Source organism: Flavonifractor sp. DFI.6.63, from assembly GCF_024462255.1.
Taxonomy (GTDB): Bacteria; Bacillota; Clostridia; order Oscillospirales; family Oscillospiraceae; genus Lawsonibacter_A; species Lawsonibacter_A hominis.
This window is the reverse complement of sequence record NZ_JANGBE010000009.1, coordinates 69310-88458: the sequence shown is the minus strand read 5'-3', so window position 1 is coordinate 88458 and position 19149 is coordinate 69310. Positions and strand designations below refer to the sequence as shown.

Here is a 19149-nt window from a genome sequence, read left to right as displayed (position 1 = left end):
CAAATCGTCCATCGTCCAAGGGATATAGCGGTTCTGCGTCATGTCCAGGTGGGCGCATATAAAAATACCCGGCACCCACAACAATCGTGAGTGCCGGGTATCTGTTACCCTATTATGCGCTTTTTTCGTGGCGTAAGTGTGGCGTAAATCCGCATTTTCCTGCGCCGGAATCGAGCTATTTCAAGGGTTTACGGGTACTGCTTAGTACATGCCGCCCATGTCGGGGGCAGCGGGTGCGGCGGGCGCGGGGGGCTGGGGCTTATCGGCGACGAGAGCCTCGGTGGTCAGCAGGGTGGCGGAGATGGACGCGGCGTTCTCCAGGGCGGAACGGGTCACCTTGGTGGGATCCACGATACCGGCGGAAATCATGTCCACATAAACCTCATTATAGGCGTCGAAGCCGTAGCCCGTCTTGCCGGACTCGCGGATCTTCTCCAGCACCACGGAGCCGTCGATGCCGGCGTTGGTGGCGATCTGCTTCACAGGCTCAGTCAGGGCCTTGGCAATGATGCGCACGCCGGTCTTCTCGTCGCCCTCGACCTCGCTCACCAGCTTCTCGACCGCGGCAACGGCGTTGACGTAGGCGGTGCCGCCGCCGGCCACGATGCCCTCTTCCACGGCGGCGCGGGTGGCGTTCAGCGCGTCCTCGATGCGCAGCTTCTTCTCCTTCATCTCCACCTCGGTGGCGGCGCCGACGCGGATGATGGCCACGCCGCCGGCCATCTTGGCCAGGCGCTCCTGCAGCTTCTCCTTGTCGTAATCGGAGGTGGTGGTCTCAATCTGATTCTTGATCTGGTTGACGCGGCCCTTGATGGCATCGGCGCTGCCGGCGCCGTCCACAATGATGGTGTTCTCCTTGGAGATCTTCACCTGGCGGGCCTTGCCCAGCATATCCATGGTGGCTTCCTTCAGCTCATAGCCCATGTCGGAGGAGATCACAGTTCCGCCGGTGAGGACGGCGATATCCTCCAGCATCTCCTTGCGGCGGTCGCCGAAGCCGGGGGCCTTGACGCAGACCACGTTCAGGGTGCCGCGCAGCTTGTTGACGATCAGGGTGGACAGGGCGTCGCCCTCCACATCCTCGGCAATGACCAGCAGCTTCTTGCCGGACTGCACCACCTGCTCCAGAACGGGCAGCAGCTCCTGGATATTGGAGATCTTCTTGTCGGTAATGAGGATCAGCGCGTCGTCCAGAACGGCCTCCATCTTCTCGGTGTCGGTGACCATATAGGGCGTGATATAGCCCCGGTCGAACTGCATGCCCTCGACGACCTCGGAATAGGTCTCGGCGGTCTTGGACTCCTCAACGGTGATGACGCCGTCGTGGGAGACCTTCTCCATGGCCTCGGCGATCAGCTTGCCGATGGTCTCGTCGCTGGAAGAGACGGCGCCGACGCGGGCGATGTCCTCCGTGCCGTTGACCTTCTTGGAATTGGCCTTGATGGCCTCCACGGCGGCAGAGGTGGCCTTGGCAATGCCCTTCTTCATGACCATGGGGTTGGCCCCGGCGGCCAGGTTCTTCAGGCCCTCGCGGATGATGGCCTGGGCCAGCAGAGTGGCGGTGGTGGTGCCGTCGCCGGCCACGTCGTTGGTCTTGGTGGCAACTTCCTTCACCAGCTGGGCGCCCATATTCTCAAAGGGGTCCTCCAGCTCGATCTCCTTGGCGATGGTCACGCCGTCGTTGGTGATGAGGGGCGCGCCGAACTTCTTGTCCAGCACGACATTGCGGCCCTTGGGGCCCATGGTGATCTTAACGGTATCGGCGAGCTGGTTGACGCCGCGCTCCAGCGCGTGACGGGCTTCCTCACCGTAGCAGAGAATCTTAGCCATAACGATTACCTCCAAGTAAATTCCGCCTCAGCGGAATCGAATTTTGAATGCTTCCGAAGCAGGACACATCCCAGGGCGCCTTCTCTTGTCCCTGCGGCCAATCCCTCCTGTGCGCCTGCGCAGAACGCCGTTGCCTGCTCCGCCACCGGCGGGCGGCCGCCTTTGCCGTGCAAAGGCATTGGGTGGGGAACCCGCTGTGCCGCCTTCCGCGGCATGGCGGACTCCGATCCGGGGAACGGAAACTCCCCCGGGCGGGTCTTACTCCACGACAGCCAGAATATCAGACTGACGGACGATGGTGTACTCCTCGCCGTCCACCTTGACCTGAGTGCCGGAATACTTGCTGGTGATGACCTTGTCGCCCTTCTTCACGGTCATGGTGACTTCCTTGCCGTCCACCATGCCGCCGGGGCCTACCTCGATGATTTCGGCCACTTCGGGCTTCTCCTTCGCGGCGCCGGTGAGGATGATGCCGCTCTTGGTGGTCTCCTCGGCCTCCACCATCTTAATGACCACGCGATCTGCAAGGGGTTTGAGCTTCATTTGGGGTTCCTCCTTCATGTATGTGTTATTTTCTTGTAAACTTGTTAAGCGTGTTAGCACTCATTTTACCGGAGTGCTAACACGCTTATTATAATACCCTCACTTGCTAATTTGCGCAAGTCCTAATTTTTTAATATTTTGTAAATTTTCCAACGTGCCATTCCGTTTTTTCAATTTATCTTCAAAATAGAGTTTGACTCTTTCTTTTTCTTCTATTATCTCGTTTTTTCTAAAACTCTTCCCCGCCGGGCCGGATCATAGTGGGTACCTTCCGGAAAAAAGAAATTCACTTTTTTAGCAGACAGCCGGATCGAGAGCTCAGACAGGTCGACCCGCTCCCCGTCCAGATTGACCATCTCCGGCTCCCGGCAGATGATCTTCAGTTCCCGGCCCCGGCGCAGGATGATCTGCGGGATCTCTTTTGCGCCGCCTTTGGCGTACGTTCCGATCAGGGCCAGGATGGTCAGGCGCGAGACCGCCTTGATAATGACAAAATCCAGCGCCCCGTCGTCGGGCAGCGCCGTGGTGGACGGGTTGAAGCCGCCGCCGTAATAGCGGCCGTTGCAGGCGCACAGGAGGGTAAACTCCTTGTGCGCCAGCACCTCGCCGTCCAGCTCCACCCGGTAGGGCCGGTGGATGCCCTGCAGAATGGTGCGCAGAGCGGAGAGCTGATAGGCCATGCTCCCGCTCACCAGGGGCAGCTTCTTGAAGTCCGCCGCCCCCAGACCGATGCGCGCGTCAAACCCCACGGAACAGACGTTGAGGGCCAAGTGCCCATTGCAATCGATCAGGTCCAGGCTCTCCTGGGGCGCATCCAGCAGGGCTTCCAGGTCATGGAACCGGCACGTGTCCGGCCCGAACATCCGGATAAAGTCGTTGCCGGAACCGGTGGGGTAATGGGTCACCGCCGCGTTCGGGGCGCCTGCCGCGCCCACGACGCATTCGTTGAGCGTACCGTCCCCGCCGCAGGCATAGACCCGCAGGGGTTCTCCCAGCTCCGCCGCCCGGCGGACCTCTTCCCGGCCGTGGCCCGCGTATTGGGTGACCAGGATCTCATAGTCTTTCCCCCGCCCTTCCATAACGCGCGCCACTTTCTCCCGGATCTCATGGCTGCGGTCGTATTTCCCGGCATGGGGGTTGATGATAAACAGGTGCTTCATCGGGTCAATCCTCCCTTGGAGAAGGTTCAGGGACTCGGGGCCTCCTCCGGCAGAGGGCCCGCCTCCTCGGAAGCGGCGCTCTCCGCAGGCAGGGCGTCCTGCGCCGCGGGACGGCTGAAAAAGCTCACGCTCCACAGGGTGATACGCTGTTCCGTGCGGGCCATGCGGGAGACGATGGCCGCCGCCTCGGCCCGGGTGAGGGCGCCGTCGGGCCGGAACGTCAGGTTGGCGTCCACCCCCGCCAGGACCCCTTTGGCATACAGACTGTAAATCTCCTCCGCGCAGGGCGTGCCCATGCCCACGTCGGGCACGGCGGCGCGGACACGCTCCAGGCTGTTGCGCGCGGGCATCCCCTTTGCCAGGCTGGTGTGTGCAAAGATACAGGCCATCTCCCAGCGTTTGACCGGTCTGGTATAGTCCGTCTCCCGGAACGCTCCGCTGGTGATGATGCCGCTGGCGATGCAGTAGTCCACCGCGGCGCTGTACCAGTCCTTCCCGGAACCGGGCCGCTGATGGAAGTCGTCCTCCCGGTAGCGGCTCTCCAGGGTAGCGGCCAGCTTGAGGGCCTCCGCCACGGTCAGGGTGCGGCCAGGCGCAAACTGATTGCCGCCCACGCCCTCCATCAGGCCCACATTATAGGCCACATCCACCCACAGGGCGTACCAGTCCCGGGGGGATACGTCGGAAAAGCCGGGGAGCTTGCCCCGGTTCAGCGGAAACTGGGCGGAGGGTGCCCCCTTCTGGGCCAGAATGCCGGGCAGCTCAAACAGCGGCACAATGGTCTTGACGCCCTTCCGGGTCAGCTCCAGCACCTGACTGCCCCCCTGCTCCACCACCTGGATGCTGTCGTAGGAAAGATCATAGAGCACCTGGGTCGCTCCGCCCTGCCCGTCGGAAAAGGGCAGGATGCTCACTACGCCCCACTTGATCCCCTTCTGCACGACATACAACCCGCAGTTGATGGGCATGAGGCTGTCATACTCGGGCCGGATGAGATAAGTACCGTCCTGCCGGATCACGCCCAGCTTGTCGCTGAGCTCCACGGCGGCCAGTCCCAGGGAGAAGGAGACGGCGCTGTCGTACTGGATGGGGATGACCACCTCCCGCCCGGCGTTTACGTAGCCCCATTTGCCGTCCAACTCGCACAGGGCCATCCCCTCGCTGAATCCCCAGACCGTGGAGCCCGCCGGAGCAGCCTGGGCGGACGGGTACAGGCACGCCGCGGCCAGGCACAGGCACAGGGCCGCGGCGGTCAGACGGATTGCGTTTCGATGCTTCATGGCAGTTCCCTTCCCGTTATCTTCCATACTGGAACAGATCGCATTTGATCATCCCGTTGTACAGCTTGCGCTTCTTGTCCGCCGTGCGCCCAAACGTCCGCTCGAACTCGGTGTGGGAGGAGAGCACGCTCACGCGCCACCCCTCCGGCAGACCACGTACTGCCCGGCCGAATGCGCGGTAAAGTTCCTCCGCCTCCCGCTTCTCCAGGATGCGTTCTCCATAGGGCGGATTGGTGACGACCCGGCCATAGGGCGTATCCCGCCGGAACCGGGCGGCATCCGCCGTCTCGAAGCGCACCAGATCCTCCACATCCGCCTTGACGGCGTTGGCCCGTGCGATCTCCACCGCCTTGGGGTCCACGTCGCCTCCCCAGATGTCATACGTCCCGCCGAATTCCCTGTCCATGGCCTCGTCTGCGGCATCCAGCCAGCTTTTGGCGTCCAGCCACCGCCACTTCTGGGCGGAGAAGGCCCGGGACAGCCCCGGGGCCCGGTTCTTGGCGATCAGCGCGGCTTCGATGGCGATGGTGCCCGAGCCGCAGAACGGGTCGCAGAAGGGGTCCCTGCCCCGGTAGCGGGACAGCAGCACCAGCGCGGCGGCCAGGGTCTCCCGCAGGGGTGCGGTCACGCCCACCGCCCGGTAGCCCCGCTTGTGCAGTCCCGGCCCCGAGGTATCCAGCATCAGGGTGGCCGTGTCCTTCATAATGGAAAACTGCACCTGGTAAAGGGCCCCGGTCTCGGGCAGCTGCTCCAATCCATACCGCTCCCCCAGCCGGGCGGCGATCGCCTTCTTCACGATGGCCTGACAGGCGGGCACCGCGTGGAGGGCGGAATTGAGGGCATGTCCCTTTACCGGGAAGCTCCCCTCCCGCGGAACAAACTCCTCCCAGGGCAGCGCGCGGGTCCCCTCAAACAGAGCGTCGAAGCTTCCGGCCGGGAAACTGCCCAGCACCAGCAGTACCCGTTCGCCGGTGCGCAGGTTCAGGTTGATCCGGGCAATATCCTCCGCCCGCGCCCGGCAGAGCACCCGCCCGTTTTCCGCCCGGACCTCAGGCAGCTCCAGCCGCCGCAGCTCCTCGGCACACAGGCCCTCCAGCCCAAACAGGGTGGGCACGGCCAATTGCAGCATTTCTTTCATCCGATCCGCTCCATCTCATACGCCTTCTGATTTCAGTCCAGTATAGTATACCTGATTTCCCTGTGCTTGGCAAATCCGGAACGCGAAATTACTTTCTTTTTTCCCTGCGCTGTGTTAGGATAGAACCAGAAACCGAAAAAGGAGGGGTGCCTGTGCCGGTTCCCAGTATCTTCTGGCTGGTCGCCATGGTGCTTTTATTCGCCGCCGAGGCAATTACCGTGGGGCTGACCTCAATTTGGTTCGGTGTGGGCGCGCTGTGTGCGCTCATTCTGTCCTTCTTCGTCTCCAACATCTGGCTTCAGATCGCGCTGTTCCTGGTGGTCTCGTTCCTGTGCCTGCTGGCCGTGCGGCCGCTGGCCCGAAAGTACGTCAACCCCGCCCGGGTAGCCACCAATGCAGACCGGGTCATCGGGGCGGAGGGGATCGTGACGCAGGACATCGACAACCTGAAGGCCCAGGGCCAGATCACCGTTCAGGGCGCGGTCTGGACCGCCCGGACGGAGCCGGATGCGGCCGCGATCCCCTCGGGCGCCAAGGTGCGGGTGCTGCGGATCGAAGGAGTCAAGGTTATCGTGACGCCGGCGGCGGAAGCCGCGCGGACGCCGCAGGTTTAAAAAGGAGGAACTGACATGCCGCCGATCATTCCCATCATCGTGATCATTCTCATCGTACTCGTCATTCTGGTGCTGGCCACCAACATTAAGGTCGTCCAGCAGTCCAAGGCCTATGTCATCGAACGGCTGGGCGCATTCCACTCCGTCTGGGGCGTCGGTATCCACTTCAAGGTCCCCTTTATTGAAAAAGTGGCCAAAGCCGTCTCTCTGAAGGAGCAGGTGGTGGACTTCGCTCCCCAGCCCGTCATCACCAAGGATAACGTCACCATGCAGATCGACACTGTGCTCTACTTCCAGATCACCGACCCCAAGCTGTATACCTACGGCGTGGAGCACCCCATGAGCGCCATTGAGAACCTCACCGCCACCACCCTGCGCAACATCATCGGCGATTTGGAGCTGGACCAGTCCCTGACCAGCCGCGACATCATCAACTCCAAGATGCGCGCCATCCTGGACGAGGCCACCGACCCCTGGGGCATCAAGGTCAACCGGGTGGAGCTGAAAAACATTATCCCGCCCCGGGAGATCCAGGACGCCATGGAAAAGCAGATGAAGGCCGAGCGGGAACGCCGGGAGGCCATCCTCCAGGCCGAGGGACAGAAGCAGAGTCAGATCCTGGTGGCGGAAGGCGAGAAGCAGTCCGTCATCCTCCGGGCCGACGCAGCCCGGCAGGCCGCCATTATGAAGGCCGAGGGCGAGGCGGAGGCCATCATGAAGGTCCAGCAGGCCACCGCCGAAGCGCTCAAGCTTCTCAACGAGGCCAACCCCAACGAGCAGGTGGTCAAGATCCGCGCCCTGGAGGCCTTCCAGGCCGCCGCCGACGGCAAGGCCACCAAGATCATCATTCCCAGCGAGATCCAGGGCCTGGCCGGCCTGTGCGCCAGTGCGAAAGCCGTCTTCGACGGGGTGGAGCCCAACAAGCCCAAGGCCCCTGCCCAAGACGACGCATCCAGGTAACTATGCGCTGTCTCGAGCAGGCCTGTTCCCGAAGGGGGGCAGCCCGCCGCAGCGCACGCGCCGCGCGCGCACGTTTGCGGGCTGAGCGGTGGTTTTTCTAAGGCGCGTGTTCTTAGAAAAGACGGATCTTCAGTCCCTTTCGCCGCTGCGGCGGCGAAAGCCCTGCACGGGGCGTTTCCCTTTCGCAGGAACGCTTTGTTTTCCTGCGTCGTCTCAGGGTCTTTCGATAAGCCGGGCGGCGCCGTCCAAAAGGACGGCGCCGCTTTTTGCATTCCGATCATTTTTCCTTTCCGGGGGGCGGCGGAACGGTGGGCGTATCATGCTCGAATGCGTCGAAGTAATCCTCGTCCTGAAGCTCCGGCTTGCGGTGACGGATGGCGGCGGTGATGATGGGGTAGAGCACGATTGCGATCAACCCGCCGGAAAAGCCGTTGTTGTACAGGTTGAGGCCGGACACCGGAGATCCCGCATAGAGCACCACCGCTGAGTGGAGAAAACCCGCCACGATCCCAAACGGCCATCCGAAATAGCCGGAGACGGGAGCCAGCGTCGTGCCGAAGAGCATGGCCAGCTGCATGGCGCCGGCGCCCAGATCCTGGTGGAGCAGCAATCCGCCCAGCACCACGCCCAGCATGACGGGCGTAATGTTCCGGGCATGTTTGCCGAAGGCGGAAAAGCCGATGATGGTCATGATCCCGCCGATGGTGGGCCCGTTCAGATCACCGCCGGTAACCAGGATAAACACGATGCCGATGAGCCCGTTGACGCCCATGTTGATCAGTACCGGGGCGGAGCCCAGCATGCGCAGGTAATCGCTGGGGGCGCGGCCGGTGGTCTGGAGCAGGCGTCGGTAGCCCGCCCAGGCCGCCCAAACCGGGCGCTTGCAGAAAAAGAGCCCTGCTGCGATAAACACGATACACATGCCGCCCATGGCCGCCCCCAAAGGGAGATTATAGCCGGTGGCCCAGTGGTAATTGGTGGACAGGTCGGCCCCCATGGAGCTCATCACCGGGGCCAGGATCAGGGCCAGCAGCCCGCAGGCAAAGCCCATGTTGTACAGATTCATTCCGTTTTGGATCTTATAGGTATAGGCCGAGAGGGGCGGCAGGATAAAGCCGATCAATATGCCCACCAAAACGCCTGCCGGCAGATTGCCCCAGCCGTTGTCCAGCGCCACATAGCTGACCACCGGCGAGAGCGCGGTAGCCAGCAGCGAGACCGACGCGTACGTATAAAAGGGCTCTCGCCGCAGCTTGGCATAAAGGAAGGTCCCGCCGATGATAGGCCAGATGTTGACGATATTCTTCCCAAACAGCGCAAACCCGGCCATCAATCCGATCTCTACCACCGTATAGCCGTTGATGGGGTCCTTGGCCAGATAGAGGATGCCGATGCTGATCAGGGTGACCAGGGCGGAATTGACAAAAGCCGCCCCCACCCCGGCGATCTCCATATAATCGGTGATCAGGGCGTCCTCGGTGATCATGATCTTCCACAGGCCCGGCAGAATATTGGACGGATCGTCCAATATCAGCCCGATCGCCGCCAAGAAGGCGGCAAAGCAAAGTGCGGCCGGGTACATTCTTCGATAGCGCATAGCAGTTCCCCTCTCAGGCAGATCGGCAATGTCGTGTCTTACATGGGCTTGCTCATATGCTTGCGTGTGCGGCCAGTGTCCGTAAAAGGACTTGGGCGCCGCGCAAGGCGTTTATCGTTCTTCCGTGCGCTTGAAATAGGCGCGGGTCTGTTCCGCGTTGCGCATGACCTCGCTGCGCAGCGCCTCCAGATTCGGGAACTTCCGCTCCCCCCGCAGGCGCTTGTAAAATTCCATGCGGATGGTCTGTCCGTACAGATCCCCGCTGAAGTCCAGGATAAATCCCTCCACGTTGACCCGGCCGCCGTCGTCCACCGTGGGGCGCACCCCTACGTTGGTCACCGCCGGACGGCTGTCCCCGTTTTCAAAAAAAACACGGGTGGCATACACGCCAAAGGCAGGCACCAGTACGCCCGGCTGAAAGCGCAGGTTTACCGTTGGAAATCCCAGTGTGCTGCCCAGCTTCTTGCCGTGGGAGACCCGATCGGTCAGCGTGTGGGGATGTCCCAAAAACTGATTGGCCCGCTCGATCTCCCCCTGGGCGATGAGCGTGCGGATATAGGTGGAAGAGACCGTGATGTGATCCCGTTCCACCTTGGGCACGATATCGCAGCCGATCCCCTGCGCTGCGCACAGCTGGGCCAGCCGCTCCGGGTTGCCCTCCCCCTTGTAGCCGAAGTGGAAATCGTGTCCCGCCACCAGATGGACCGCGCCGTTCTCTTTTACCAGATATTGAGTGACAAATTCCTGCCATGGCATGTGCATCATCCGCTCGTCGAAGTGGGTGACGATGACATCCCGGATGCCGTAATACCGGCGCATCAGCTCCGCCCGGTCCAGGGGCGAGGTAAGCAGGGGCATCGGCACGTTCAGGATCAGATTGGTGGGGTGGGTATCAAAGGTCACCGCCGCGGGGACGGCCCCCTTCTGCGCCGCGATGGCTCCCACCCGGCGCAGAAGCGCCCCGTGGCCCAGGTGCACTCCGTCAAAAAAGCCCAGGGCGACGACCCTTCTTACGTTCTCATTGGTATCCAAGCGACTACACCTCGAAAAAGCTTTTGATGGTCTTCATCTGTCCTCCCCTACAGCGGCCCAGCAGCAGGAAGGCCCCGTCCGGACCGTAGACCCGCCAGTCCCCGTCGGCTGCGGCACAGGGGAACGGATTGCCGTTTTTCGCCCGGGAAAGGGCCGCGTCCGGCACGGTGAGCGCGGGATACCGGGCAAAATAGGCGTCCACCGGCAGCAGCAGGGCCGCCGGATCCCCCGCCGCGCGCACCTGCTCCAGCGTCACCGCGCCCTCCAGGCCAAACCCTGCCGCACGGGTGCGCCGCAGGGCGGACAGCGTGCCGCCGCAGCCCAGGGCCTGTCCGATCTCATGGCAGAGCGTGCGCACATAGGTCCCCTTGGAACACGCCACCCGCAGAAACCAGGTATCCGGCTCCGGTTCAAACCCGCAGGGCGCATCCCTCCGCACATCCGCCTCTTCCAGCACTTCCAGGGCGCGGATGGTCACACGCCGGCTGGGACGCTCCACTTCGGTCCCCTTTCGGGCCAGCTCGTAAAGCTTCCTCCCGCCGATCTTGACCGCCGAATACATGGGGGGCACCTGCGCGATCTCCCCACGGAAGCGTTCCAGCACGGCCTCCAGCTCCTCCCGGCCCGCAGCGACCGGCCGCGTCTCCAGCACGCTCCCGGTGATATCCTGGGTATCCGTGATAACTCCAAGTCTTAACGCGGCGATATATTCCTTTTCGGATTCCGCCGCGAACTCTACCGCCCGGGTGGCCCGGCCCAGAAAAACCGGCAGCACCCCCGTGGCCATGGGGTCCAGGGTACCCGCGTGTCCCACCCGCCGCTCCTGAAAGAGACCCTTCAGCTTGGCGCAGACGTCCATACTCGTCCAACCCGACGGCTTATCGACGACCAGGATCCCGTTAGCCATCCCGCTGTACCGTCCGGATGGCGTTCAGGATGGCTTCCCTGGCGTCCGCCACGGAGCCCTTTACCGTACAGCCCGCGGCGGCGGCATGGCCCCCGCCCCCCAGCAGGGCGCACACGCGGGTGGCGTTGAGCCCGCCGCTGGTACGCACGCTCAGCTTGCACTCGCCCTCCGCCAGCTCCCGGATGGTCACGGAGGTCTCCACCCCCTCCGTCTGGCCCACAAAGGCGGCGATATCCTCCACGTCTTCTTCGTGGGCGCCCAGCGCGGCCATCATGGCCAGTGTCACGGCGGCGACGGCCGTCTTTCCCCCGTCGTACCGCTCCATCCCCTCCACGATCATGCTCTCGATACGCAGGCGCCGGAAGGACTTGGTGCGGAAATGGCGCTTGTTGAGGCTGGCGTAATCGATCCCGGCCTCCATCAGCGCGGCGGCCACCCGGTGGGTGGCCGGGGTGGTGTTGCCATACTGGAAGCAGCCGGTATCGGTGGACACCGCCACATAGAGCGGCTGGGCGATTTCCGCCGTCACAGGCCCCAGCTGGCGCACCACGTCGTAAATCAGCTCCCCGCAGGCCGCCCGGCCCGGGTCCACGCAGCACGCCGCTGCAAAGCCCTCGTAGGAAGGATGGTGGTCAAAGGCCAGGTCGATGCCCCGCGTCAGCCACACCTCCCCCTCAGGGGTAAACAGGCTGCGTCCGGCGATATCCACGCTTACCACGAAGGCGGGCCGGACCGCTTCGGGCGCCAGATAGCCCTCCAGATAGGGGGTAAACAGGCTGGTGGCGTCCCGGTTGGGCAGCACCCAGGCCTGTTTGCCCAGCTTCCGCAGTGCAGCGCACAGCCCTACGGCGCAGCCGATGGTGTCCCCATCGGGGCGCTTATGGGTCAGGATCAAAATAGCGTCTTGCTCCCGCAGCAGCGCCGCGGCTTCCCTGTAATCCAAATTCAATTCCCTTCTTCTCTGCGCTCGATATCCTTTAAAACCTCCAGGATGTGGGCGCCCTTGTCGATGGAGTCGTCCCGTTCGAACACCAGCTCCGGGGTATACCGCAGGGACAGCCTTGTCCCCAGTTCCCGCCGCAGATAGCCGCCGGCGGACTTGAGCCCGCGGACCACTTCGTTTACGTCGCTGCGGTCCAGCACGCTGACATAGACCTTGGCGTAGCGCAGGTCGGAGGTGGTGTCCACCGCGGTGATGGACACCAGTCCATGGACCCGCGGATCCTTCACCGTGCGGATCAGATTAGCCAGCTCCCGCTGGATCTCCTCGTTGATGCGTCCGATGCGATTACTTGCCATAACCTATCTCCTCAAGAAACGCAATACAGGCCCGCCCCTCCTCAAATGACTTGGGGACGGAACGGGCCTGTATCCGTTTTTAAATAAATGCGAAATTTGCGGCACACCTGCCCGTTCGCAACAGGCAGCGGTTCCATGGCCGGATGGAAGTCCTCCGGCACACCCCGGTATTTTCCCCGGGCAGGCGTGCGTCTACACCTCGATCTGCTCCATCAGGAAGGCCTCGATCCCATCGCCCACCCCACGGCGCCCTGCGCCGCGGGGTCCCCCAGGTTCCTTCACAGGCTCGGGCGGAGTAAATCCGGCCCTGCGCCAAGGTTTCCGCTTTGCGAAAACGCTTGTGCGGCGCAATGCACCGTCCCGCCTGCGGCGGGGCCCAAGGAGGGCGACCGGGGCAGTCTGGTGCTCGCCAAATCCTGACGGTCTACACCTCGATCTGCTCCATCAGGAAGGCCTCGATCACATCGCCCTCCTTGATATCCTGGAACTTTTCAAAGGTGATGCCGCACTCGTAGCCCTGGGCGACCTCCTTCACGCTGTCTTTGAAGCGCTGGAGGGATGCGATGGCGCCGTCGTAAATGACGATGTTGTCCCGTAGCAGGCGCATCTGGGCGCCCCGCTGCATCTTGCCGCCCGTGACGTAGCAGCCGGCCACCATACCCACGCCGGTGATCCGGAACACATTGCGCACTTCGGCCTGGCCCAGCTCCACTTCCTTGAACTTGGGGGAGAGCAGCCCTTTCATGGCGGTCTCGATCTCGTTGATGCAGTCGTAAATGACCCGGTACATCCGCATATCCACATGATTGCGGGCGGCGGTATCCTTGGCGTTGTTGTCGGGGCGGACGTTGAAGCCCACGATAATAGCGTTGGAGGTCGTGGCCAGCATCACATCGCTCTCGTTGACGGCGCCCACGGCGCAGTGAATGACCCGCACCCGCACCTCGTCGTTGGAGAGTTTCTCCAGGCTGGCCTTGACCGCTTCGGCGGAGCCCTGCACATCGGCCTTGACGATGATGTTCAGATCCTTCATCTCGCCCTGCTTGATCTGGCTGAACAGATCTTCCAGGCTCACCTTGCCCACCGGGCCGGAGGCAGCCATCTTCTGTTCGTGCTTGCGCTGCTCCACCAGCTCACGGGCCATCCGCTCGTCAGCCACGGCGTGGAAGTCGTCGCCCGCGCCGGGCACCTCGCCCATACCGATGATCTCCACCGGCACGGAGGGGCCCGCCTCGGCGACCTTCTCGCCCTTGGCGTTGGTCATGGCACGCACCCGGCCCACCGCCGTACCGGCAATGATCACATCGCCCTGATGGAGGGTGCCGTTCTGCACCAGCAGCGTGGCGACCGGGCCGCGGCCCTTGTCCAGCTTGGCCTCGATCACGGCGCCGTGGGCGGTGCGGTTGGGGTTGGCCTTGAGTTCCTTCATCTCGGCGGTCAGGGTGACCATCTCCAGCAGCTCGTCGATGCCCTGGCCGGTCTTCGCCGAAATGGGACAGATGATGGTCTCGCCGCCCCATTCCTCGGGCACCAGCTCGTAGGCGGTGAGCTGCTCCTTGATGCGGTCCGGGTTGGCGTCGGGCTTATCCATCTTGTTAATGGCCACGATGATGGGGATCTCGGCGGCCTTGGCGTGGTTGATGGACTCCACGGTCTGGGGCATAATGCCGTCGTCCGCGGCCACCACGAGGATGGCGATATCGGTGACCATGGCGCCCCGGGCGCGCATGGCGGTAAAGGCCTCGTGGCCGGGGGTATCCAGGAAGGTGATGGTCTTGCCGTTCACATCCACCTGGTAGGCGCCGATATGCTGGGTGATGCCGCCGGCCTCGCCGGAGACCACGTTGGCGGAGCGGATATAGTCCAGCAGGGAGGTCTTGCCGTGGTCCACGTGGCCCATGACCACCACCACGGGGGCCCGGGGCACCAGATCCTCCTCCTTGTCCTCCGCGGTGTCGATCAGGCGCTCCTCGATGGTAACGATGACCTCCTTCTCCACCTTACAGCCCAGCTCCTCGGCAATGATGGCTGCGGTATCAAAATCGATCACATCGCTGAGCGAGGCCATGACGCCGTTCTTCATCAGGGTCTTGACCACCTCGGCCCCGGTCTTCTTCATGCGGGAAGCCAGCTCGCCCACGCTGATCTCGTCGGGGATCTTGACCACCAGGGGGGTCTTTTTCGCGATCTCCATCTGGAGCCGGCGCATCTTCTCCTGTTCCTCCTGGCGGCGCTTGTTCCCCTGGAACGCGCCCCGGCGGTTGTTGTTGCGGCCCTGGAACTTCTGCTTGCCCGCCTGCATCTGATTGGTCTTTCCGGCGGCCAGCTTCTCCAGCCGCTCGTCGTATTTCTCCAGGTTGACGTTGCCGCCCTTGCGGGTATCCACCACCTTCTTTTCCGGTACCCGGGTGGCGGGGCGGTTTGCCGGCGGCTGGCCGCCGTTGTTCTGGGTCTGCGCGCCCGCCGCCCCGGCCGCCTTCTGGGCCTGGGGCTGGGCCTCCCGCCGGGGCTGCTGCTGGCCGCCGTTCTGGGCCGGGCGCTGGTTCGGCTGGGCCGGGCGGTTCCCCTGGTTCTGCTGCTGGGGCGCAGGAGCCTTGGCGCTCTGGGCGCTCTTGGGCTCCCGGTACACATCGGCGTAGATGCTCTCGATGCTCTCGACCTGATTGCGCTGGGTCAGGCTCTCAAAGATCAGCGACAGCTCGCGGTCATCCAGCACCTGCATGTGATTTTTGGGCGTCGTCGCGTATTGGGTCAGGATATCGGCAATCTCCTTGGAGTTCTTGCCAAAATCCTTGGCCACCTCATGGACTCGATACTTGTTCAGCAAATAAAGCCACCTCCAACTGGCAGGCTTGCACCAATAGGAAAACGCGGCGCCTGCGCTGCGCTTTCTTATTGGAACAAGCCCGGTTCATTCCAATGCTCACGTATGCCATTTCGTCTCATGGCGTCTTCTTCTTGACGGTCACCACGCCCCGGGGCAGGGAACGCTTGGGCTTGGGTGCGGGCGCTTCCGCCTTGGACGGCGGCGTCCCAGGCCTTGCGGCTTGGGCGCCGGCTCTGCGGCGGTGCTCCTCCGCCCTGCCGGGCGGGTGCGGCGCTTCCTTCGGCGGCGCGGCCCAGGGCTTCTTTTTGCCCGTTTGCAGGTTTTTCTCGTGGCGGCGCTGTTCCTTTTGGCACTGAAGGGTCTTTTCCGCCCGGACCGCCAGCTCCGCCGCCGCCGCGCCATACTGCTCCGGGTCCGCCCCGGCCAGCTTTCCGGCCAGCGCGGAAGCAAGCCCCACGTCGGTCAGGGCCAGCATGGCGCAGGACGCGCGCCCCACCATGCCCCCCAGCACGCTCTTGGGATAGGGCAGACGCAGCACGCAGGTCTTGCCCGCCTCGGCAAAGTGGGCGGCCCGCCGGGCGCTGTTCTCCGCCGCGTCGGCGGCCACCAGGATCAGCCTGGCCTGCCGCGCCCGCGCGGCGGCGCCCACCGGCTCTTCCCCGATCTCCAGGCGTCCCGCCTTCCTGGCGATGCCGATCAGGTGCAGCACACTATCCATCTCCGCCCTCCTTCATCTGCTCCTCCAGGGCGTCATACACCCCGTCGGGCATGGGGGCGGAAAAGGCCCGCTCCAGGGCCCTGGCTTTCCGCGCCCGCTTCAGGCACTCCAAATCGGGGCAGACATAGGCGCCCCGGCCCGGCTTTTTCCCTTTAAAATCCAGGGAGACTTCTCCCTCCGGGGACTTGACCACCCGGATCAGCTCCTTCTTCGGCTTCATCTCCCGGCAGCCGACGCACTGGCGCAGGGGTATCTTCTTGGGCACGGTACGCTCCTCCCTTCCCGCTGTTGCACTCGCTGAGGCGTTTGCGCGCTGATTCGCCGCGCGCCTTTTCCCCGCCCGCAGCGCCCCCGTCCCCCGGGGCTCCTGCGTGGGCTTTACGCCTCAGTCTCGTCTTCGTCCTCGAGCACCACGTCCTCCGGCTCTTCCCCGGCGGGGGCGGACGCGGGCTTAATGTCGATCTTCCAGCCCGTCAGCTTGGCGGCCAGCCGGGCGTTCTGCCCCTCCTTGCCGATGGCCAGGGAGAGCTGGTCGTCGGGCACCACTACCCGGCAGGTCTTGCCCTCCTCCTGGGTGGCGACGCTGATGACGTCCGCGGGGGAGAGGGCTGCGGCGATATAGGCGGCATGGTCCTCAGACCATTTGATGATATCCACCTTCTCGCCCTTGAGTTCGTCTACGATATTGTTGACCCGCTGGCCCTTCGGCCCCACGCAGGCGCCGATGGGGTCCACGTTGGGGTCGGCGGACCAGACGGCCAGCTTGGTGCGGCTGCCCGCCTCCCGGGCGATGGACTTGACCTCCACGGTACCGTCGTAGATCTCGGGTACCTCCAGCTCAAACAGGCGCTTGACCAGGCCCGGATGGGTGCGGGAGATGAGGACCTGGGGCCCCTTGGTGGAACGGCGGACCTCCACCACGTATACCTTCAGGCGCATGCCCTCCACGTAGCTTTCGCCGCGGACCTGCTCGCCGGGGGCGAGGAAGGCCTCGGTGGCCTCGCTGCCGGAGCCGATGCGCAGGCTCACCCCGCCGGAGCGGGGGTCCACGCGGGTGATCACGCCGGTGAGGATCTCATGCTCCTTGGAGCTGAACTCATCATATATCATGCCCCGCTCGGCCTCCCGCATGCCCTGGATGATGACCTGGCGGGCGGTCTGTGCGGCGATTCGGCCGAAGTCGCGGGTACGCACTTCAATGCGGATCACATCGCCCAGGCCGGCCTGAGGCAGCTTCTGACGGGCCTCCTCCAGGCTCATTTCCGTACAGGGATTGTCGACGGTCTCCACCACGTCCTTCTTCACGAACATGCGCACCGTGCCGGCGGCCTCGTTGGCCTCCACCACCACGTTGTCCCCCACGCCCTCGTGATCGCGCTTATAAGCGGAGACCAGGGCCTGGGTGATCTTCTCCAGCATATAGTCCTTGGGGATGCCCTTTTCCTTCTCGATCAGTCCGATGGCGGCAAAGAACTCCGCCCCGTCCAGTTCATTGGACTTCTGCGCTTTCGTATTCTTCTTCGGCATAGCTATTCTCCTTCACAATCACCACGCGGCGTCAGAACCGCACGCTCAATCTCACCCGGGCCACGTCCTTTTTGGGAAAGGTACGCTCCCCCTGCGGCGCGGCGATGGTCACGTCCCCGTCCTGATAGGCCAGCAGCGTCCCCACATGATCCTTCCGGCCGTCCGCCGGACGGTAGAGGCGCACCTCCACCTCCGCGCCTATAAACTGTTCAAAATGCTCCGGTTTTTTCAGGGGGCGGTCCGCCCCGGCGGAGGAGACCTCCAGCACATAGCTGCCCTCGATGGGGTCCGCCTGATCCAGCGCGTCGGACAGAGGGCGGGAGACTGCCTCGCAGTCATGGATGGAAACGCCCTCCGGCTTGTCGATATACACCCGCAGAAACCACTGCCCCGCCTCCCGGACGTACTCCACATCCCAGAGCGAACAGCCCTGCGCCGCCGCCATGGGCGCGGCAAGGCCCTGCACCAGCTCGGTCACTTTCGCCACGGGCTCACCTCCGTTTCAAGTCTTCCAGAAAATTGCTTCCCGGTTTTATTCAATAAGAAAGAGCGGGGCGAACCCCACTCTCACCATACTTCCACTACTATCCTGCCCAACTATACCACAAAAGCGCCCCCAGCGCAAGGGTTTGGCGCGATTTTTTGCTTCCGCCGCCGGAACTTCGGCAATGTGCGCTGCGTCTAAAGCTGCGGCTGCGGATTTGTAATCGTATTTTCGTTGACATAATGGTACGCTTTGATAAAATAGACCCTATGGATGAAACGAGACAAAGGAGACTGGCTTATGGAAGGCAACCGTGTGGCGCTGGCGATCCTGGAGCAGGTAAAAAAAGCCGTGGTCGGCAAGGACGAGGTGCTGGCCAAGGCGCTGCTGGCCATTCTGGCCCGGGGGCACATCCTGCTGGAGGATATCCCCGGCGTGGGCAAGACCACCATGGCCCTGGCCTTTTCCAAGGCCCTGGCCTTACAGTATAACCGGGTCCAGTTCACCCCGGATGTGATGCCCTCGGACATTACGGGCTTTTCTCTCTTCAACAAGCTCTCAGGCAAAATGGAGTATCAGCCGGGGGCGGTGCTGTGCAATCTCTTTTTGGCGGACGAGCTCAACCGGGCCACCAGCCGCACCCAGTCCGCCCTGCTGGAGGCCATGGAGGAGGGCCAGGTCACGGTGGACGGAACGGCGCACCCGGTGCCCCAGCCCTTTTTGGTCATCGCCACACAGAACCCCGCCGGCGCCTCGGGCACTCAGCTGCTGCCCGACTCCCAGCTGGACCGGTTCATGGTGCGCCTGTCCATCGGCTACCCCACTGCCTCGGACGAGGCCGATATGGTCCGCCGCAAACAAAGCGGCAATCCGCTGGAGCGCGTGGAACAGGTGCTGGACCTGGACGGCCTGAACGCCCTCCGGGCCCAGGCCGATGCGGTGCACGTGTCCGATCCGGTACTGGATTACATCGTCCGCCTGGTAGGCGCCACCCGGGAGCATCCCATGCTCCTTCAGGGGGCCAGCCCCCGGGCCACCCTCGCGGTGACCGCCATGGCCAAGGCCGCCGCCCTGGTCCTGGGACGTGATTATGTAAATCCGGAAGACGTGCGCACCGTCTTTTCCGATGTGGTCAGCCACCGGCTGATCCGCTCACCCCGGGCACAGCAGGACGGCAGATGCGATCCGGCGGGAGACGTGCTCAAAGTCGTGCCCGCGCCCCGCATCAAGTGA

At 63.5% G+C, this 19149-nt stretch carries 18 protein-coding genes; 3 read left to right on the top strand and 15 right to left on the bottom strand.

Features of this window, described 5'->3' with window-relative positions; all coding sequences use genetic code 11:
• Positions 1-201: 201 nt before the first annotated feature.
• From groL to NE547_RS06890, 5 genes are all read right to left on the bottom strand, one after another.
• Entirely contained in the window at positions 202-1830 is a 1629-nt protein-coding gene (gene groL / locus NE547_RS06910) for a chaperonin GroEL (RefSeq protein WP_186906890.1), read from the bottom strand.
• Between the two features lie 258 nt (positions 1831-2088).
• Positions 2089-2373 carry a co-chaperone GroES gene (gene groES / locus NE547_RS06905; protein WP_186906891.1) on the bottom strand — a complete coding sequence of 95 codons (285 nt, stop codon included), beginning with the start codon at positions 2371-2373 and terminating at the stop codon, positions 2089-2091.
• A 215-nt stretch (positions 2374-2588) separates the two neighbouring features.
• Complete coding sequence (locus NE547_RS06900; RefSeq protein ID WP_256175146.1) at positions 2589-3533, bottom strand: diacylglycerol kinase family protein; 945 nt, start codon at positions 3531-3533, stop codon at positions 2589-2591.
• A 26-nt stretch (positions 3534-3559) separates the two neighbouring features.
• Complete coding sequence (locus NE547_RS06895) at positions 3560-4813, bottom strand: WG repeat-containing protein (RefSeq protein ID WP_256175145.1); 1254 nt, start codon at positions 4811-4813, stop codon at positions 3560-3562.
• A gap of 16 nt (positions 4814-4829) precedes the next feature.
• Positions 4830-5951: a class I SAM-dependent RNA methyltransferase gene (locus NE547_RS06890; protein WP_256175144.1), complete on the bottom strand. Its 1122-nt coding sequence runs from the start codon at positions 5949-5951 to the stop codon at positions 4830-4832.
• 152 nt (positions 5952-6103) lie between these two features.
• Here NE547_RS06890 and NE547_RS06885 point away from each other — a divergent pair, with 152 nt between their 5' ends.
• Entirely contained in the window at positions 6104-6565 is a 462-nt protein-coding gene (locus NE547_RS06885; RefSeq protein ID WP_186906895.1) for an NfeD family protein, read from the top strand.
• Between the two features lie 15 nt (positions 6566-6580).
• The gene (locus NE547_RS06880; protein WP_256175143.1) at positions 6581-7525 is read left to right on the top strand and encodes an SPFH domain-containing protein; all 945 of its coding nucleotides are present in this window, start codon (positions 6581-6583) and stop codon (positions 7523-7525) included.
• A 277-nt stretch (positions 7526-7802) separates the two neighbouring features.
• Here the strand turns inward: NE547_RS06880 and NE547_RS06875 are convergent, their stop codons facing one another.
• From NE547_RS06875 to rimP, 10 genes are all read right to left on the bottom strand, one after another.
• Positions 7803-9122: a DUF1576 domain-containing protein gene (locus NE547_RS06875; RefSeq protein WP_186906897.1), complete on the bottom strand. Its 1320-nt coding sequence runs from the start codon at positions 9120-9122 to the stop codon at positions 7803-7805.
• A 111-nt stretch (positions 9123-9233) separates the two neighbouring features.
• Entirely contained in the window at positions 9234-10154 is a 921-nt protein-coding gene (gene ribF, locus NE547_RS06870) for a riboflavin biosynthesis protein RibF (RefSeq protein WP_186906898.1), read from the bottom strand.
• A 4-nt stretch (positions 10155-10158) separates the two neighbouring features.
• On the bottom strand, positions 10159-11061 hold the full coding sequence (gene truB / locus NE547_RS06865) for a tRNA pseudouridine(55) synthase TruB (protein ID WP_186906899.1): 903 nt from the start codon (positions 11059-11061) through the stop codon (positions 10159-10161).
• Complete coding sequence (locus tag NE547_RS06860; RefSeq protein ID WP_256175142.1) at positions 11054-12004, bottom strand: bifunctional oligoribonuclease/PAP phosphatase NrnA; 951 nt, start codon at positions 12002-12004, stop codon at positions 11054-11056. Before NE547_RS06860 ends, truB begins: the two co-directional genes overlap by 8 nt.
• Positions 12005-12006: 2 nt before the next feature.
• The gene (gene rbfA, locus NE547_RS06855) at positions 12007-12360 is read right to left on the bottom strand and encodes a 30S ribosome-binding factor RbfA (RefSeq protein WP_186906901.1); all 354 of its coding nucleotides are present in this window, start codon (positions 12358-12360) and stop codon (positions 12007-12009) included.
• Between the two features lie 424 nt (positions 12361-12784).
• Entirely contained in the window at positions 12785-15187 is a 2403-nt protein-coding gene (gene infB / locus NE547_RS06850; protein WP_256175141.1) for a translation initiation factor IF-2, read from the bottom strand.
• A gap of 115 nt (positions 15188-15302) precedes the next feature.
• The gene (locus NE547_RS06845; RefSeq protein ID WP_256175140.1) at positions 15303-15905 is read right to left on the bottom strand and encodes a 50S ribosomal protein L7; all 603 of its coding nucleotides are present in this window, start codon (positions 15903-15905) and stop codon (positions 15303-15305) included.
• Positions 15898-16170 carry an RNase P modulator RnpM gene (gene rnpM, locus NE547_RS06840; protein WP_186906904.1) on the bottom strand — a complete coding sequence of 91 codons (273 nt, stop codon included), beginning with the start codon at positions 16168-16170 and terminating at the stop codon, positions 15898-15900. The genes NE547_RS06845 and rnpM overlap by 8 nt, the downstream gene beginning before the upstream one ends.
• Positions 16171-16283: 113 nt before the next feature.
• Complete coding sequence (gene nusA, locus NE547_RS06835; protein WP_186906905.1) at positions 16284-17432, bottom strand: transcription termination factor NusA; 1149 nt, start codon at positions 17430-17432, stop codon at positions 16284-16286.
• Positions 17433-17463: 31 nt separating this feature from the next.
• A complete protein-coding gene (gene rimP / locus NE547_RS06830) occupies positions 17464-17919 on the bottom strand; it encodes a ribosome maturation factor RimP (protein ID WP_186906906.1) in 456 nt (151 codons plus the stop codon).
• Positions 17920-18216: 297 nt separating this feature from the next.
• Between rimP and NE547_RS06825 the strand changes: the two genes are divergently transcribed.
• Entirely contained in the window at positions 18217-19149 is a 933-nt protein-coding gene (locus NE547_RS06825) for a MoxR family ATPase (RefSeq protein WP_256175139.1), read from the top strand.

Bases quoted from the DNA above. Each gene is read 5' to 3' on its own strand.
- groL (WP_186906890.1), bottom strand. From the start codon at position 1,830: ATGGCTAAGATTCTCTGCTACGGTGAGGAAGCCCGTCACGCGCTGGAG.
- groES (WP_186906891.1), bottom strand. From the start codon at position 2,373: ATGAAGCTCAAACCCCTTGCAGATCGCGTGGTCATTAAGATGGTGGAG.
- NE547_RS06900 (WP_256175146.1), bottom strand. From the start codon at position 3,533: ATGAAGCACCTGTTTATCATCAACCCCCATGCCGGGAAATACGACCGC.
- NE547_RS06895 (WP_256175145.1), bottom strand. From the start codon at position 4,813: ATGAAGCATCGAAACGCAATCCGTCTGACCGCCGCGGCCCTGTGCCTG.
- NE547_RS06890 (WP_256175144.1), bottom strand. From the start codon at position 5,951: ATGAAAGAAATGCTGCAATTGGCCGTGCCCACCCTGTTTGGGCTGGAG.
- NE547_RS06880 (WP_256175143.1), top strand. From the start codon at position 6,581: ATGCCGCCGATCATTCCCATCATCGTGATCATTCTCATCGTACTCGTC.
- NE547_RS06875 (WP_186906897.1), bottom strand. From the start codon at position 9,122: ATGCGCTATCGAAGAATGTACCCGGCCGCACTTTGCTTTGCCGCCTTC.
- truB (WP_186906899.1), bottom strand. From the start codon at position 11,061: ATGGCTAACGGGATCCTGGTCGTCGATAAGCCGTCGGGTTGGACGAGT.
- rbfA (WP_186906901.1), bottom strand. From the start codon at position 12,360: ATGGCAAGTAATCGCATCGGACGCATCAACGAGGAGATCCAGCGGGAG.
- NE547_RS06845 (WP_256175140.1), bottom strand. From the start codon at position 15,905: ATGGATAGTGTGCTGCACCTGATCGGCATCGCCAGGAAGGCGGGACGC.
- nusA (WP_186906905.1), bottom strand. From the start codon at position 17,432: ATGCCGAAGAAGAATACGAAAGCGCAGAAGTCCAATGAACTGGACGGG.
- NE547_RS06825 (WP_256175139.1), top strand. From the start codon at position 18,217: ATGGAAGGCAACCGTGTGGCGCTGGCGATCCTGGAGCAGGTAAAAAAA.